This is a genomic window from Anseongella ginsenosidimutans (genome assembly GCF_008033235.1).
In the GTDB taxonomy this organism is placed as follows: domain Bacteria; phylum Bacteroidota; class Bacteroidia; order Sphingobacteriales; family Sphingobacteriaceae; genus Anseongella; species Anseongella ginsenosidimutans.
In genome coordinates, this window is record NZ_CP042432.1 from 3624297 (window position 1) to 3639432 (window position 15136).

Annotated in this window: 14 protein-coding genes; 6 read left to right on the forward strand and 8 right to left on the reverse strand. The window is 48.3% G+C overall.

Annotation, left to right across the window (positions count from 1 at the left end):
* Positions 1 to 3 precede the first annotated feature (3 nt).
* From FRZ59_RS15160 to FRZ59_RS15190, 7 genes are all read right to left on the reverse strand, one after another.
* Positions 4 to 963, reverse strand: a complete 960-nt coding sequence (locus FRZ59_RS15160) for an ABC transporter permease (protein WP_132128648.1) — start codon at positions 961 to 963, stop codon at positions 4 to 6.
* Positions 947 to 2437 (reverse strand): sugar ABC transporter ATP-binding protein, encoded by a 1491-nt coding sequence (locus FRZ59_RS15165; RefSeq protein WP_132128649.1) that lies wholly within the window; start codon positions 2435 to 2437, stop codon positions 947 to 949. Before FRZ59_RS15165 ends, FRZ59_RS15160 begins: the two co-directional genes overlap by 17 nt.
* 113 nt (positions 2438 to 2550) lie before the next feature.
* Positions 2551 to 3258 (reverse strand): DsbA family protein, encoded by a 708-nt coding sequence (locus FRZ59_RS15170; protein WP_158640648.1) that lies wholly within the window; start codon positions 3256 to 3258, stop codon positions 2551 to 2553.
* On the reverse strand, positions 3255 to 4202 hold the full coding sequence (locus FRZ59_RS15175) for a manganese catalase family protein (protein WP_132128651.1): 948 nt from the start codon (positions 4200 to 4202) through the stop codon (positions 3255 to 3257). Before FRZ59_RS15175 ends, FRZ59_RS15170 begins: the two co-directional genes overlap by 4 nt.
* A 72-nt stretch (positions 4203 to 4274) precedes the next feature.
* A complete protein-coding gene (locus tag FRZ59_RS15180; RefSeq protein WP_132128652.1) occupies positions 4275 to 4766 on the reverse strand; it encodes a hypothetical protein in 492 nt (163 codons plus the stop codon).
* 11 nt (positions 4767 to 4777) lie between these two features.
* Entirely contained in the window at positions 4778 to 5926 is a 1149-nt protein-coding gene (locus FRZ59_RS15185) for a zinc-dependent alcohol dehydrogenase (RefSeq protein WP_225975300.1), read from the reverse strand.
* Between the two features lie 328 nt (positions 5927 to 6254).
* A complete protein-coding gene (locus FRZ59_RS15190) occupies positions 6255 to 7496 on the reverse strand; it encodes a PQQ-dependent sugar dehydrogenase (protein WP_132128654.1) in 1242 nt (413 codons plus the stop codon).
* Positions 7497 to 7795: 299 nt separating this feature from the next.
* On the opposite strand from FRZ59_RS15190, the gene FRZ59_RS15195 reads away from it, so the two are divergent.
* The 6 genes from FRZ59_RS15195 (at position 7796) to FRZ59_RS15220 (ending at position 14023) form a co-directional block, all read left to right on the forward strand.
* Positions 7796 to 8134, forward strand: coding sequence for an MBOAT family O-acyltransferase (locus tag FRZ59_RS15195; protein WP_147698361.1), 339 nt, complete (start codon positions 7796 to 7798; stop codon positions 8132 to 8134).
* Between the two features lie 67 nt (positions 8135 to 8201).
* Entirely contained in the window at positions 8202 to 8720 is a 519-nt protein-coding gene (locus tag FRZ59_RS15200; RefSeq protein WP_132128656.1) for a hypothetical protein, read from the forward strand.
* Positions 8721 to 8801: 81 nt separating this feature from the next.
* Positions 8802 to 10121 (forward strand): hypothetical protein, encoded by a 1320-nt coding sequence (locus tag FRZ59_RS15205; RefSeq protein ID WP_132128657.1) that lies wholly within the window; start codon positions 8802 to 8804, stop codon positions 10119 to 10121.
* A gap of 13 nt (positions 10122 to 10134) precedes the next feature.
* A complete protein-coding gene (locus FRZ59_RS19620; RefSeq protein ID WP_132128658.1) occupies positions 10135 to 11616 on the forward strand; it encodes a PKD domain-containing protein in 1482 nt (493 codons plus the stop codon).
* Between the two features lie 35 nt (positions 11617 to 11651).
* A complete protein-coding gene (locus FRZ59_RS15215) occupies positions 11652 to 13454 on the forward strand; it encodes an IPT/TIG domain-containing protein (RefSeq protein ID WP_132128659.1) in 1803 nt (600 codons plus the stop codon).
* A 110-nt stretch (positions 13455 to 13564) separates the two neighbouring features.
* Complete coding sequence (locus FRZ59_RS15220) at positions 13565 to 14023, forward strand: low affinity iron permease family protein (RefSeq protein ID WP_317127726.1); 459 nt, start codon at positions 13565 to 13567, stop codon at positions 14021 to 14023.
* On the opposite strand, the gene FRZ59_RS15225 is transcribed toward FRZ59_RS15220, so the two are convergent.
* Positions 13973 to 15124, reverse strand: coding sequence for a sialidase family protein (locus tag FRZ59_RS15225; RefSeq protein ID WP_225975082.1), 1152 nt, complete (start codon positions 15122 to 15124; stop codon positions 13973 to 13975). The two genes, FRZ59_RS15220 and FRZ59_RS15225, sit on opposite strands and share 51 nt — an antisense overlap.
* Positions 15125 to 15136 lie beyond the last annotated feature (12 nt).

Genomic DNA, 15136 nt, shown 5'->3' on the forward strand with positions numbered 1-15136 from the left:
TGGTTATTTTTTCCGGTCTATCAGCGCCGCAGCGATGATAATGACCCCTTTGATTATTTGCTGATAATAGGAAGAAATATTCAATAAATCCAACCCGTTATTAATGACGCCGATCAATAGCACGCCAAGAACGGTTCCGCCGATACTTCCGATGCCACCGGCAAGGCTTGTTCCGCCGATAACCACGGCCGCGATCGCATCCAGCTCGTAGGCTACTCCGGCATTTGGCTGTCCGGTAGTGATCCTCGAGGCCAGCACGATCCCCGCAATGGCGGCCATGCCGCTGCAGATCATATAGGAAACGACCTTTACGGTGTTCACAGGCACGCCGGATGCATAGGCAGCCTTTTCGTTCCCTCCTACCGCGTACATATATCTTCCTATCCTTGTTTTATTCAACAGGAAAGAACTGACCAGTATGATCGCGCTGAAGATAAGTATAGGAACCGGTACGCCCAGCAGGCTGCCGCCACCGATATAATTAAAGGAATCGGACAGGTTGGTCACCGGGCGACCTTCGCTGGCTACCAGGGCCAGCCCGCGGGCGATGGTCATCATTCCCAGGGTAACAATAAAAGGAGCAACTTTTCCCCGGGTCACCGCCAGGCCGTTCAGCCCTCCGATCGCCAGGCCGGCAAGAATAGCGGCGGTAAGCGCTGCTATGAGTGGATATTCTCCCGGGTGGGCAAATAAGGCGGCCACGACCCCGGTAAAGGCTACTACTGAGCCCAGCGAAAGGTCAATCCCCCCGCTGATAATGACAAAGGTCACCCCAATGGCCAGGATCCCGTTAATTGATACTTGCCGCAGGATAATTGTCACATTCTGCAGGGAGAAAAAATTGGGCGTTACTAAAGATAATATCAGGCAAATAAGCGCAAAGGCACTTAGCATTCCGTATTTCCGCAGGTAGCCGCCGTTCATTATGCGCTTTGCGGGAAGGTTTTCAATTAGCTGGTTCATGTGTCATCGCGTATTTCATGATCAGTTCCTGGGAGGCCTCTTCCCTGCCCAGTTCTGCTTTCACCCTGCCCTCCCGGATCACCAGAATACGGTCGCTCAGGGCAAGGATTTCAGGAAGTTCGGAAGAGATCAGGATCACCGCTTTCCCAAGGGCTGCCTGGCTGGAAATGTACTGGTAAATTTCCTGTTTCGCCCCGATATCCACCCCGCGCGTAGGTTCATCAAGGATAATCAGCCCGGGACTATTGAGATGCATTCCTGAAAGAACGACTTTTTGTTGGTTACCCCCGCTCAGGCTCTTTACCGCCTGATTGCGGGAAGAAGCCCGGATCCGGAATCGTTCTATTTCGCGGTCGGCTACCGCATTCTCGCGCGCCGGATCCAGCAGCATGGAACGGCTGTGCTTTTTGAGCGAAGAAAGCACCATATTGTGTTTTACCGAAGCCTCCGGTATTAAGCCCCATTGCTTGCGGTCTTCGGTTACCAGCCCGATGCCTTGTTTCTTTGCTGCCCCGGGCGAATCAATGCGCGCCGGGAGGCCGTTCAGCAGCAGTTCCCCGGATGTTATTTTTTCCATTCCTGCTATCGCATGGGCAATGGATGTTCTCCCGCTTCCCATGAGGCCGGCAATACCCATTACTTCTCCTTTCCGGACCGCGAAGGAAACGCCGCGAGCCCCGGCGGCATGCAGGCCCTTTACCTCCAGCAGGACGTCTCCGGGATGCGTCTCCTCCTTCCGGTACAAATTTCCCAGTTCGCGGCCCACGATCAGTGTGATCAGTTCCTGCATGTCCAGCGCGTCCTTCTCACGGGTGGCAATATATTTTCCGTCCCGCAATACGGTAACGGCATCCGCCACACGGAATATTTCATCCATTTTATGTGAAATATAAATAATGGCTTTGCCTTGCTGCTTCAGGGCATCTATAATTCTGAAAAGTATAGCTGTTTCCCTTTGAGAGATGGCCGAGGTTGGTTCATCCATGATAAAGACGGAGGCCTGATTAGAAACGGCCTTAACAATCTCTACCATTTGCATGGCCCCGATACTCAGGTTTTTCATCTTTTCATGCACAGGGATGGTAATTTCCAGCTGTTTCATGAGTTCCGCCGCCTGCCCGTATAAACGACTGCGGCTGATCCATCCCCCACGGGCCAGCGGTTCCCGCCGCATGAGAATATTCTCCGCCACGGTAAGTTCAGGGAAAACCAGTAATTCCTGGTGGATCATGGAAAGGCCATGACGAATGGCATCCCGGGCGCCTGCGAAGCGGACCTCTTTCCCGCGAATGTATAAGCTTCCCTCGTCCGGAGGGAACATGCCCATGAGGATGTTCATGAAGGTTGACTTACCGGCCCCGTTCTCTCCCATTAAGGCATGAACGCTGCCGCCTTCCACCTGGAGGCGTACGTTATCCAACACCTTGACACCAGCAAAAGATTTGGATATGTTTTCGGCCCTGAGTATCTCCATTCTCTTCGCAGCTGCATGAGTCAGCCGCTCAAAGATAAATTATTTTCGTTTTGAACCTAATGTTCCGTTAAGCCTGAAATTGCACCTAAACATGTTTTAGGTTGGATACAGCACTACCCGCCTTGATCAGATTCGGCAATCCTCAAAAATGCTTTCCGGAGTATTTCATGGTGCCGGTAACCGGTTAAAATAATTCCTGTTTCCCCTGGCTTAGTAATGGTCAGCGTTGGAAAGCGGCCTATACGTTTATATCGTACGTCTTTTAAATCGTCACGGAAGGCGGCCCTGCTTTTTTCTCCGCGAAGGTCCCTGGAAAAATCAGTAAGGGAAAGTAATCCGGGATTTTTAGCTGCAAGGTCTTTGGCGACTTCCATTAGTATTTCAGGCTTCGCAATATTCCGTCCTTTGCACATGACTGCTTCCTGGAGTGCTTCAAAATACAGCGTTCCCGCCCTTGAAGATTGCATTTCAGCGCTCTTCACGGCAATACAGGCCGGATAGGACGATGCCGGCGGATCTTCCATCCAAATATTATAGTGAATCTTCCTTCCGGAACGGTGCATGGCTTCCATCCAAAGCGGCCCCATTTGCGCGGGGCGGCTGATGGTATTCAGGGGATCGTCGTAATGGTCCCAGTCCTGGATCATGCCCCCCAGGCAGTAGCGCCAGCTAATTTTTTCGTTAAATTCTTCCAGCAATTTTTTCCATTCAGGCCCCAGCGCCCAGCTCCAGCAGCAAAGCGGATCGGTATAGTAAACGATCTCTACACGGTCCGTTTTGCTGCGTTCGCTGTTTATTTCCCCGCAATGAGTGCTTTTCATTTTTTTGGTGATGCAGGGTAAGTATTCCATTGAATATCTTTGTCAGGCGTGGCTTTGTTTATTTCCGCACGGCGCAGCTTGCTGACTTCCTCGTTCTTTTCCTTCACGCTTTGTTCAGTCCTGTCGGTACCCGCCGGCGCCATGTTTAACAATCCGTCGGTTTCAAGGACTTTCTGCAGGGGATCGTCAATGTATTGCCACGTTTCGCCAAGTTCCGGGCTGCTGCCATCGTTCCAGGGACCCCGGACTTCGGTTCCGTTAGACATATTGAAGTAGGTATTGCTGTAACGGGGATCGCTCTGCAGTACGCCGGGAGGGAAATTCGGCTGGATGGAATTAAGGGCTGCTTCGAACATCTGGAAATGTGCCACTTCCCTGGTCATCAGGAAACGCAGCGTTTCTTTAACGTAAGGATCTTCGGTAAACTGAAGCAGGTATTCGTAAACGATCTTTGCACGTGATTCAGCGGCTATATTTGACCTCAGATCAACCGTCAGGTCTCCGTTTGCGGTGACATAAGCGGCTGTCCAGGGATTCCCGTTGCTATCCGTAAGTGTAGGACCTCCGCCGGAAAGGACTCCGAACTGCGGGTTGGTCATCGCCTCATGGATAAAATTCTCTTTCGCCGCGGTACCGTTCAGCAGCTGCATGATCTCAGATTCTTCCGCGGCATTTTTTAAGGCGCCGCTCATCCCGCTGAGGAGCATTTGGATAGTTGCTCCCACAATTTCGAGATGGCTGAATTCTTCCGTGGCAATGTCCATCAGCAGATCGTATTTGTCCGGATAAGGCTGTTTGGCAGGAAAGGCCTGCACAAAATACTGCATGGCTGCTTTGAGTTCACCATTAGCGCCGCCGAATTGTTCCAGCAGCAAGCTGGCAAAACGGGGGTCAGGTTTCGAAACACGGGCGTTGAACTGTAGTTCTTTTACGTGGTAAAACATAATGTTGGGTTTTAGTTATATCCCCGCCGGGCAGGGAGTAAAATGAAACAATTAGCATAGTTGACCGGCCCTTCAGCCATTCGCATTACCCTTTCGCAATAATCCAATGACCACAACGGTTACCGCCGCGGTTACCAGTACCTTTTGCACCAGCCCTTTGCGGTTATATTTCCATTCCGCTTTCCAGCCTTTCTCAGAAAGTATATTTGGAATAACGCCCTTTCTGAAATCATCAATAATTCCTTCGGCCACATTAATACGGTCAGCCAGCAGCAGGGGCAGCCAATGGCCAAAACTCCCTTCGCTGTAATTAAATGCGTAGCGACGCACCTTCCCGCTAAGTCCCGAAGGCGGCACGGAAGTTCCAAAAACCGCAGTCAGCCCGGGGCGTTCGTTGGAATGAAGTACTTCCACGTTCCGGGGCTGTTGATAGGGACGCGTATAGTTTAAACGCTGGTGATCGTCTCCGGTATATTTTTTCATAGGGTAGGTAGGTTCGTTCCGGGAATCGGCGTCCACCGCCCAGCCTTTAATATGATCGAATTTGCTTTTTTCATTTTCCATGCTATCTCCCTTTATATATATGCAGATGGAGGAATGAGTACAGGCTTAATACAATTATCGAGTTTGGAGGAAAAGATATGGTAGGCGTCGGCTACTTCTTCCAGGGGCACCCTGTGCGTAACGATCGCTTTCGGATTAATATACCCGCTTTGAATATGACTGATCAATTTAGGAAGAAGGCGTTTTACCGATGTCTGGTTGGCCCGGATAGTGATCCCCTTATTGACCACATTTCCTATGGGAACGAAGTTAAAGGTAGGGCCATACACGCCCACAATGGAAACGATGCCTCCTTTCTTCACCGAATTAATAGCCCAGTAAAGAGCCGTTGCCGAACCAGCCTGAAGCAGCATTTTTCTTCCGGTGATGGTTTGCATGGCGCTTCCGGCCGCTTCGCATCCTACCGCGTCAATACAGACATCCGCTCCGTAATCTCCGGTCGTTTTCTTAAGGAACAAAACGGGATCTTCCAGCGACCTGAAATTATAAGCTTCGCATTGCGCATAATTTCTTACAAAATCAAGGCGGTATTCCAGGTGGTCAATCACGATAACACGTCCCGCTCCAAACAACCAGGCGCATTTAGCCGCCATAATACCCACGGGGCCCGCTCCGAATACGACAACCGTGTCGCCAATTTTAATTCCGCCCATTTCCGCTGCCTGATAGCCGGTAGGCAGTACATCTGTTAACAGCACGGCATCGTCGGGGTCCATTTCCGGAGGAATGACCACCGGGCCCACATCCGCATAGGGTACCCGAACGTATTCGGCTTGCCCGCCGTCATATCCGCCGGCTGTGTGAGAATAGCCAAATATGCCGCCAACGGCGGTGGCTTCCGCATTTGATTCGTGGCAGTTACCGTATAATTCCTGTTTACAGAAGGGACAGACGCCACAAGCAATATTGAAAGGAACCAATACATGATCGCCCGGCTTTAACTTTTCAACCAGGGATCCGGTCTCTACCACGACACCGGTAAACTCATGACCGAAGGTCATTCCAACCCGTGTGTCAGGTACCAGGCCATGATATAAGTGCAGGTCGGAACCGCAAATGCAGGATCGGGTCACCCGGACAATTGCGTCGCCGGGATGTAAAATTTCAGGATAAGGTTTATCCCGGTCGGCACGGACCCGGAAAGGCCCCCTGTAATTCATCGCTAACAAGCTACCTCCTTTTTAAGTACTCTTTTAAGTGCTTAAAAACACGTGCCGCGTGTTGCGATCACAAAATTCGCACACCCCAAAACCTGCTTGTTTTTCCCCTTACCTGCTCAAAAAAAGTTTACATAGTACGCAGTGCGCACATTTTCTTTGTCTTGTCAGGAACAAAAACAAAGAGCAGTTTAAGTACACGAATTTTTGATCGTAACACCAGGTGGATGTGTAAATGGATTTCCCTGGTGGGGAATATAATCCTGGCAGGGGAAACAGGAGCCTTTCCTGTCGTTAGGGCTGACGGCGGGAAAGGCTCTGTTTAAATTATTTACTTCCCGATCCGGTACAATCTTCCCTGGTCGGTAACAGCATAGAGGGCGCCGTCTTTACCCTGGGTTATGCCCCGGAACCGCTGCTTTTCATCGGCGAGCAGCCGCTCTTCGCCGGTTACCTTATTGTCTTCAATTCTCAGGCGGGCTATATGCATACCGCTCAGGGCCGCCACGAACAGGTTGTTTTCCCATTCGGGGATCGCATTGCCACTATAAAAGGTGATCCCGCTGGGAGAAATAACCGGGTCATAATAATATACCGGCTGCTCCATTCCCTCCTTTTGCTGAATGGCGTCCCCTATTTTCTCACCGCTGTATTCCAGTCCGTATGTAATGACCGGCCATCCGTAATTTTTTCCAGGCGCAACGCGGTTTATTTCATCTCCGCCGCGGGGCCCGAATTCCGCTTCCCAGAGATCGCCGGTTTCTGGATGGAAAGCAAGGCCTTGTACGTTTCTGTGCCCATAGGAATAGATTTCCGCCCTGGCATCGTCCCTGTTCTCAAAGGGGTTGCCCGGAGCCGGCTGACCGTCAGGAGTGATCCTGATCACCTTTCCCAGGGAAGAATTCAGATCCTGCGACTGCGGTCTTGTTTCCAGGTCCGACCGTTCGCCGGTGCTAAAAATCAGGTTCCCCGTTTTATCAAAAAGAATGCGGGATCCGTAGTGCAAGGCACTTTCATGAGCCGGAGTTGCACGGTAAATCACTTCCGCATTTTCAATGGTCTTTTCATCATCCGATAATTTCCCCTTGGCAATAGCGGTGAGGTTCCCTTCCGGAGTTTTTTCCGAAAAAGCCCAGTAAACCATCCGGTTATCATCGAAAGAAGGATCAATGGTAAGGCCCAGTAAGCCCCCCTGTCCGTCTGCGTTTACTTCAGGCAGACCCGTGATGGCCCCGCTAAGGGTACCGTCAGGGGAAGCAATCCGCATAGTGCCTTCTTTTTCGGTAATTAAAAACCGGCCATCGGGCAAACTGGTAATGCCCCAGGGCCTGTTGAGCCCCTCGCTCAGTACTTCAGTTTCGTACGGAGTGGTGGTTTTTATTCCGCCAATGCGGGTTTGCCCCTCAAATGCCGGCTGATAATCTGTGTTCGGTTCCTTTGTTTCTACCGGCGCAATGGTCGAGTCCGGGCCGGCCACTTCCTCCCCGTTGGTCTTTCCCGGGGAAGACTGACAGGAAGAGATGCTCATTGCCAGGCCAAGCGCTATTAATGGAAATCTGGATGTGCTTATCATAAAATTTTTTTCTAAAAGTAAGAATTATTCCTGAGGATGCCGTACATGTTTACTTCACAGATTATCACAGGATGTTTTGCGCCGAAAACGGGAAATAGTGTTGTGCAATGTAAGGCTCCTTTTGAATATTATTGTTCATGCTATTCAATTCGTTAGAATTCGCTGGGTTTCTGATTATTGTCTACTTGTTATACTGGTTTGCGTGCAGGAAAAATTTCCGTAGTCAGAATAACCTATTACTGCTGGCCAGTCATATTTTTTATGGCTGGTGGGACTGGCGTTTTGTTTTCCTTCTGCTATTGTCTACGGTCATTGATTACAGCTTCGGCCTCTGGATCAATCACACAACTGCTGAGAAACGCCGTAAGTTTTTTCTATGGCTGAGCATCGCCAATAACCTGGCCGTGCTGGCTGCATTTAAGTATTATAATTTTTTCGCGGGGTCTTTCAGGGAAATGATGAAAAATATGGGTTTCCATGTAAGCCCCTATATGCTCAACCTGATATTGCCTGTGGGAATATCCTTTTACACCTTCCATGGAATGTCTTATGTATTTGATATTTACAACCGGAAGATCAGTCCTGTCCGGACCTTCACCGATTACGGGCTTTTCGTGTCTTTTTTCCGCTCCTGGTAGCGGGCCCGATTGAACTGCCCTGGATATCTGCTACAGCACAAAAAAACCTGACCTGGGCCTGCTGGAGATGGTCATAGACGTAAACCAGGTAAAAGCCTATAATACGCTCCTTTATGCAACATTAAGGAGCCTCCTCGGCGATTTTTCCAAAAAAGAGCAGCACCTGAAAGGTGACAAATATATTTCCGGCGGTTACGTGGAAAGCAAACTTATCATTCCTGACACGGATGAGCTTCATAATCCTTTGCCTCAAAAACGGATCAATTTCCGGGGCAACCAACATGCTGACGCCTTTAAAGACATTCTGGCCTTGCTGAAAGAAAAAAACATCCCCGTTATCCTGATCCAGGCGCCCACATCGGAAGCCTACCTTTCCTCCATAGGCAATGAAGAGGAGATAGACCGTTATTTTTCATCCTTTCCAGGCGTCCCCTACTACAATTTCAACAAACTCATTTCCCTTAACGACAGCTGCTTTTTTGACGTTCACCACCTGAACCACCGGGGCGTATCCTTATTTAATAACGCACTCATCAGGAAACTCCCCGCTTTGCAGCTGGCAGCGAATGCGGGGCGGCACCGCTGATTACAGCCAGTACTTTTTTACTGAAGAGGCAATGATATATTCCGGTCTTTTTTTAGCTTCGTATCACATAGGAGCGTTTATATGAAATATAACCTTTACTTTTCTCTTCTACTCGTATGCGCATTACTTGTTATTTCCGGTTCCTGCAAAAAGGAAACTATTTTTATTATTGAAAAAAAGCCCCAGGTAACGCTAAAGATTGATAAGGTGATTAACGATTCTACGATCACCTTAAAATGGACAAAGTACGAAGGGAATGATTTCAAAGAGTACCAGCTTTACCGATCCACCATTGTGCTGGAGAATAATGAATTTGTCTCGTCCAATAGTATCATTAAAGTAATGCACGATGCAGACTCCGTGGAATTCACAGAACGGGATATGCCATTTGCCAAAAACATAGATTACACAATTGTGGTGATAACAGACCCGGCAAGTGATGAGAACTCTTACAGCACCGCAACCTATATAAGGCCTCGCACCCTTTTAAGCGCTACTTTTTCCGATGTACTGATCAACAGAGATAGAAAAATGATCTATTTATATGACCGGCCATCCGGAAAAATTTCCGCAGTCGATTATGAGAAAAGCGTGGAGCTGGCATCCGTTGATCTGAATGTACCTATTGGCTATTGCGACCTGGGAGACTTTGGCGGAATTAATACGGAACTTTATGTTTCAACCTATGACGGTTGGATTGAGATATTGGACGCCGCCACGTTAACAACTAAGGACCGGCTTTATGTATCAGGAGAGGAAGCCTTATCCGTTGTGGCGGAGAAGGGAAAACTCTTTGTTTCTACAACCGACCGGTCAGAGGTGCCGGGGATGCCAAACGGGCCCTTAAAAGTATACGACCGGGCAACAAAAAAATTGATCGGAAGAAGCGGGCTCCATGAACGTACCCGGCTTCTTTACCTGGAAGGAACGGACCTGGAACTCATTGATATTACTATCAATTTAATTCCGGAAGATATCACGTTCTTCCGGTTTAATTCCGAAGGCAAAGCAGAAGTCGTAAAGGAAGACCCTTATCACGGGGACTACATGATAAGTCCCTCCCTCGCAAAATCTTTTCCGGACGGAAGCAAATTCATTACGTCCCGAAGTGGCAGTATATTCAATAAATCGCTGACCTTTGACCGGAACATAAAAGATCATTCCGGGAACTATGTGGATTTTACATTCAGCGAAAACGCGGACATTATCTATTGCGCCGTAAATGCGAAAAACAAGATCGAAGCCATTTCCTATCCGTCCCTTGCCCCTTTGAAAACCTATTCCACCAGTTATCCGCCTTTAAGGATCTTCCGGGATGGCAATATACTGCTGAGCGTATCCGCCGGCATCCTGGGATTCGGCGGTGATAAATATTACTTGATTGACAAGATCACCTTGTAATTCGGGTTTCGATATGAAAAGACCTTTACTCTTAGCCGTAAGCATTCTCTCAGCGCAACTTTTCCATTCAGGCTGTGAGAAAAAAGAAGTTATCACGATAGAACAGCCCAATGCCTGCTTTACAGTTCATATTAACCGGGACGGCCATCTGATATCAGACCAGCCTCCCTCAAATTTTCCGGATTCGGCATTCTATTTTAAAAACTGTTCGGATTCATCGGATGCCATTACTTACTTATGGAATTTTGGCGACGGCTCCACTTCCACAGAAAGAAATCCGATACACAGGTATCCTCAAAAAGGCAAATACGATGTTAGTTTAATCGTCAACAAGAACAACGGCGCCTTTGATACCGCGCACGCAGTCGTTTTAGTTGCAATCGGCCAGAAAAACATTTCTCTGGGAACGGATTACCACACCCGGCCTGTTGACATCGCGCCGACAGGAGAAGACACCTTTCTTTTGTTGGGGGAATCTGACCGGGCCGGCACTTATGACGACCTCCCCTCCTGCTTTTTAATGGAAATAGACAGCGAATTAAACTGGAAGAAAACCAAAACGTTTCCCACTTCCACGAGATTTAATTCCATGCTACAGGCAAGTGACGGTAATTACATTCTTACGGGAACTACCGGTGGAAGGGAAAGATTCAATGAACTGGCAAAAATGACGGAGAAGGGAAACCTTCTTTGGACAAAACCTATTACTGCGGATGATCACTTTTTTTATGCAAAACAAACCAGTGACGGCGGGTATTTAGTTACGGGAACGAGGGCCATCCCGCAATCAAACGGCTACGACCGTCCGTACGCGCTAATTGTAAAAACGGATCCGAACGGCAATAAACAATGGGAAAAAGTCCTTAACACCGCGGAGGTTGAGATTGGAGAAAGTGGAAGTATTATAGCCGATGAAGACGGAATTGTGGTCGCAGGCATTAAAATGTCGGTGGCCACGGAGACCGGCTATTGTTATTACTGCGATTCTGTGATGATCGCAAAATACACCAACGCGGGTGAACTTCTTTGGAAAAATACGGTTGGTCTGGGCATACACCACATGGGAGGAACCAGGCTTTCAAGGATACCGGGCGGCAACTACATAATTACGAACGGCCGGGCATTATTCTTCTTTTCCCCATCCGGCATTTTCGAGAACCGGAAACTGCTGGATTATGCAACCGAAGTTAACATGGTCACCACCGACAATAAAATCTTGTTATTACAATCAAGATATTCAAATGGATACAATACGAATATTCTCAAATTAGACCAAAACGGGCTGTTCCAGTGGGATAGTTTCTTTAACGGTAGCCGGCGGTTGGAAAACGGGGGAGCAAGCTGCTGTTCGAGTACCTATCCTGTGGCAGCCCATCCAATGAAAAACGGTGGAAATATCCTGCTTGGCCGCCGAACAGACGCCCGGGAAGACAACTCCGGATATTACGACTCGATAATCCTCCTGCAGTTGGATAATGAGGGGAATCCTTTATAAGCGACCTGACCTTGATAATTTGGAAATACCGCCTTATGTTAATTGACTACGCTACTATTTTTCGTTACTTGCTTGTCTGCCTTTTACTTATGTCACTATGGGGCTGTAAAAAAGAACATGCAAAAGACAATGACCGCGTTACTACTTACCCGGTATCGGAAGCAGACAGTACCGGCGTTGTCTTCCGCGGTTTTGTCATGGAAAAAGATATTCCGTTGATTTCAGAACTGGGTTTCGTCTGGTCGGAAAACCCCAATCCAGACATCAATGATGCATATCATGTTTCTGCGTTAAAGCCCGAAGCAGGCGGAGAGTTTTCAATTAAAGTTAGCAGCGGTATCAAAAAAAATGTTACGTATTATGTAAGAGCCTACGCTATTCTTAATGGTCAGTTCTTATATAGCAATCCTCAGTCATTTGAAGGCAAAGGAAGTAGCGGGCCGCGCATTAACAGGCTGATTCCTTATAGAGGAACCTGGGGGGATACGCTGCAAATAGTCGGAACCAATTATTCCACCGAATCATCCCAGGTGGAAGTTTACCTGGAGGAACTCCCCCTTCCGGTATTATCCGCGGGTCCGGATACGATAAAATGCCTCATTCCGGATTCGTTTAATAAAAAAGCCGCAAAAGTGGTTCTTACTGTTAACGGGCAAACGACTCAATTTTCTGCATTCTATCTAACACCCCCAAGAATAGACTCACTTTCTGACTATCAAGGTCGTGCGGGAGAGCGAATTCGCATATACGGAGATTATTTCAGCCCGGTCCGGGAAAATAACCTGGTTAAAGTGAATGACAAGAACGCGGCTATTTCCTCCAACGGAACCACGTACCTGGAGATCGAACTTCCTGTCGATAATTATAGCTCCCGGAAGCCGTTGACTGTTGAAGTAGCGGGAAATGTCGCAGCATCTGAATTAAACTTTGAACTGTTGGTTTATCTCACCAGGATGCCGGATTTCCCGGGCAAGCCTCGTTTTGATGCGACGGGCGTTGTAACAGGTAATAAAGCCTATATAGGAACCGGCAGAGCGGGATCCGGAGGAGAAGTATATTCCTACGGCGATATCTGGGAATACGATCTCGTAAGCGGCGCCTGGAAGCCGAAAACGAATTATCCGGAAGGAGCGGCGAACAGCCTGTCCTCTTTTACACTAAACGGAAAGATCTATATGGGAACAGGAGTAAATATGCGGTATTATTCAAATAATTATTACGAATATGATCCGCTGGGAAATTCCTGGAAGCAAATAGCTAACTTCCCTTCGATTCCCCGGGTTGAAACCCAGTCCTTCGTTATCGGGGAGAAAGCTTACGTAGGCGGAGGATTCGGAGATAGCCGCTATCTCTCTGACTACTATAGCTATACTCCTGAGACAAACTCCTGGGAACGGATAGCCGACATGCCGGCTAAGGAATACGTGAGGCAGGCTTCTTTTGTTCTGAATGGAAAGTTCTATATAGGAACAGGGCTGAACAGCTTTGGCCATTATACGAATGAATTCTGGGTATACGATCCTCTTTCAGACAAATGGTCCCGCGCGCCGGATTTCCCGGGCGAACTCAGGCAAAATGCCATCGGCTTCTCCATTAAGGGGAAAGGGTACATTTATGGCGGGCACCAGGACCATCACGGAGTGCCTGACATCTGGGAATTTTCCCCGGAAACCGGTGAATGGACAAAAAAGGAGAATATAGTAAGCAAGGCTCATTGGCTAAATGCCTTTTTTATCGCCAATGATAAAGCTTACATTATAACAGGAGCCTATAATACTCCGTATAGCAGTTTTTCAATCTTCTCCGGTTCCGGCGAGTTCTGGATCTTTGAGCCCTAATTGCCCGCGTATTTCCTCAGATTTACCTTAACTTTATATACTATGAAGAAGGGTTTTTCGAAAGGATCGCGGACAAGTCGACCCAGGTAGCCGGCTCGCCTATCGCGTTTATTGTAGCGGGAGGATTGATCAATGCCTGGATCGTTACGGGTCCGGTTTTTGGATTTTCCGACACCTGGCAGCTGGTAATCAATACCGGAACCACGATCATTACCTTCCTGATGGTTTCCCTGATACAGAAAACCCAGAACAAAGATTCCAAAGCCTTACAACTGAAGTTGAATGAACTTATTGCTACCAGCAGAAGAGCAAGTAACCGGATGGTTGACATTGAAGATCTTACGGAGGAAGAGCTGGATGTGCTGCATAAATTTTATCAGCGGCTTTCTGAAAAAGCAAAAGCTCCAGGAACATCCACAAATCACATTCCATTGATATTGCGGACAGCATCCATCAGTCAAAGGCGGAGCTTAGCAGCCAGGCGGACCGGCCAAGGGATACGGATTGAGCGCTTCGGCCTATTGCTGATATATCCAATCCAGCTCAATTTTCGAAATATTCGTTACTGAAAGATGGGTTCCGGCCGACTGGCTGCCTGCACAATAACCAAATAAAACGGCATCCTCTGTAAAATGGATGGCGGTATAGCAATACCAGCCATCCGGATCGGTTTCAACAGGTTTAATATGGCGCCAGCTTTTCCCTTCATCTTTCGATATAGCTAACGTTAAGGGCGTACGTTCGCCCTTTGTGGCCGCTGTTTCACCGTCATTATTGTTCCAAACCATCAACAGATCATTGGTTTCGGGTATTCGTTCAATGCTTGCCGGCGATAAGGGAGAGCTGACCGGACTGGGTACGGCCGGGCTCCAGGTTGCTCCCTGATCTGCGGACCAGGAGTAAAGCTGCTTCCCGGCGCTGGCTCGAATAAACATCAAAATATTGCCATTCTTAAGTTCTACCACACCCGGTTCCTGTGTAACAATCGTATCCGGCGTAGGCACAGGCGATCCCGCCTGCCATGTCTTCCCGTTATCGTCAGAAAAATAGCTCCACAATTGCGCTTTCTCCTTCCATTTAGTATCAGGAGTTTTATGCAGTGCAACTGCCATCAATAAACGCCCGCTACTTAACTGGATGACCCGGTCATTATTCAACACAAAATAGCCTTTCTTATCGGTTATACAGGTAACAGGCCGGCTCCAGGTTTCGGCTTCATCTGTAGAAATACGCATCACGGGGATACAATCGGAAGTCGAATTTTTCCTCAGGTAGAACATTGCAATAGCTCCGTTCTGTAAACGCAGCAAAGAAACCGACATCACATTCATTAACCCTTCGTTCTCCACAATAACCTCGTCCTCTTTCGTCCAGGTTTTCCCGCCATCAGCAGAATACCTGCCGGCAAGAAAAGCCGGATCATGATCCCCGCTCCCCTCCCCGGAATACTTGCTGTATACAAAAAGAATACGTCCGTCTTTTAACGTAATAAAACTACCTTCGCTATTCCTGGGATTTCCTGCCTTCGGGGCAATACGGAGTACCAGTTCTTTTTCCTTTAGCCGCTCCATTCCAGAATGCAGGGCATGCCTGGTTTTACAACTAAAAAAAGCCAGTACAACGAGGAGAAGAATAAATGCCCTGGAGAAACTCATTATGCAACATTTCATGCCAGTTGCAAT

Bases quoted from the DNA above. Each gene is read 5' to 3' on its own strand.
- FRZ59_RS15160 (WP_132128648.1), bottom strand. From the start codon at position 963: ATGAACCAGCTAATTGAAAACCTTCCCGCAAAGCGCATAATGAACGGC.
- FRZ59_RS15165 (WP_132128649.1), bottom strand. From the start codon at position 2,437: ATGGAGATACTCAGGGCCGAAAACATATCCAAATCTTTTGCTGGTGTC.
- FRZ59_RS15170 (WP_158640648.1), bottom strand. From the start codon at position 3,258: ATGAAAAGCACTCATTGCGGGGAAATAAACAGCGAACGCAGCAAAACG.
- FRZ59_RS15175 (WP_132128651.1), bottom strand. From the start codon at position 4,202: ATGTTTTACCACGTAAAAGAACTACAGTTCAACGCCCGTGTTTCGAAA.
- FRZ59_RS15180 (WP_132128652.1), bottom strand. From the start codon at position 4,766: ATGGAAAATGAAAAAAGCAAATTCGATCATATTAAAGGCTGGGCGGTG.
- FRZ59_RS15185 (WP_225975300.1), bottom strand. From the start codon at position 5,926: ATGAATTACAGGGGGCCTTTCCGGGTCCGTGCCGACCGGGATAAACCT.
- FRZ59_RS15190 (WP_132128654.1), bottom strand. From the start codon at position 7,496: ATGATAAGCACATCCAGATTTCCATTAATAGCGCTTGGCCTGGCAATG.
- FRZ59_RS15200 (WP_132128656.1), top strand. From the start codon at position 8,202: ATGGTCATAGACGTAAACCAGGTAAAAGCCTATAATACGCTCCTTTAT.
- FRZ59_RS15205 (WP_132128657.1), top strand. From the start codon at position 8,802: ATGAAATATAACCTTTACTTTTCTCTTCTACTCGTATGCGCATTACTT.
- FRZ59_RS19620 (WP_132128658.1), top strand. From the start codon at position 10,135: ATGAAAAGACCTTTACTCTTAGCCGTAAGCATTCTCTCAGCGCAACTT.
- FRZ59_RS15215 (WP_132128659.1), top strand. From the start codon at position 11,652: ATGTTAATTGACTACGCTACTATTTTTCGTTACTTGCTTGTCTGCCTT.
- FRZ59_RS15225 (WP_225975082.1), bottom strand. From the start codon at position 15,124: ATGAAATGTTGCATAATGAGTTTCTCCAGGGCATTTATTCTTCTCCTC.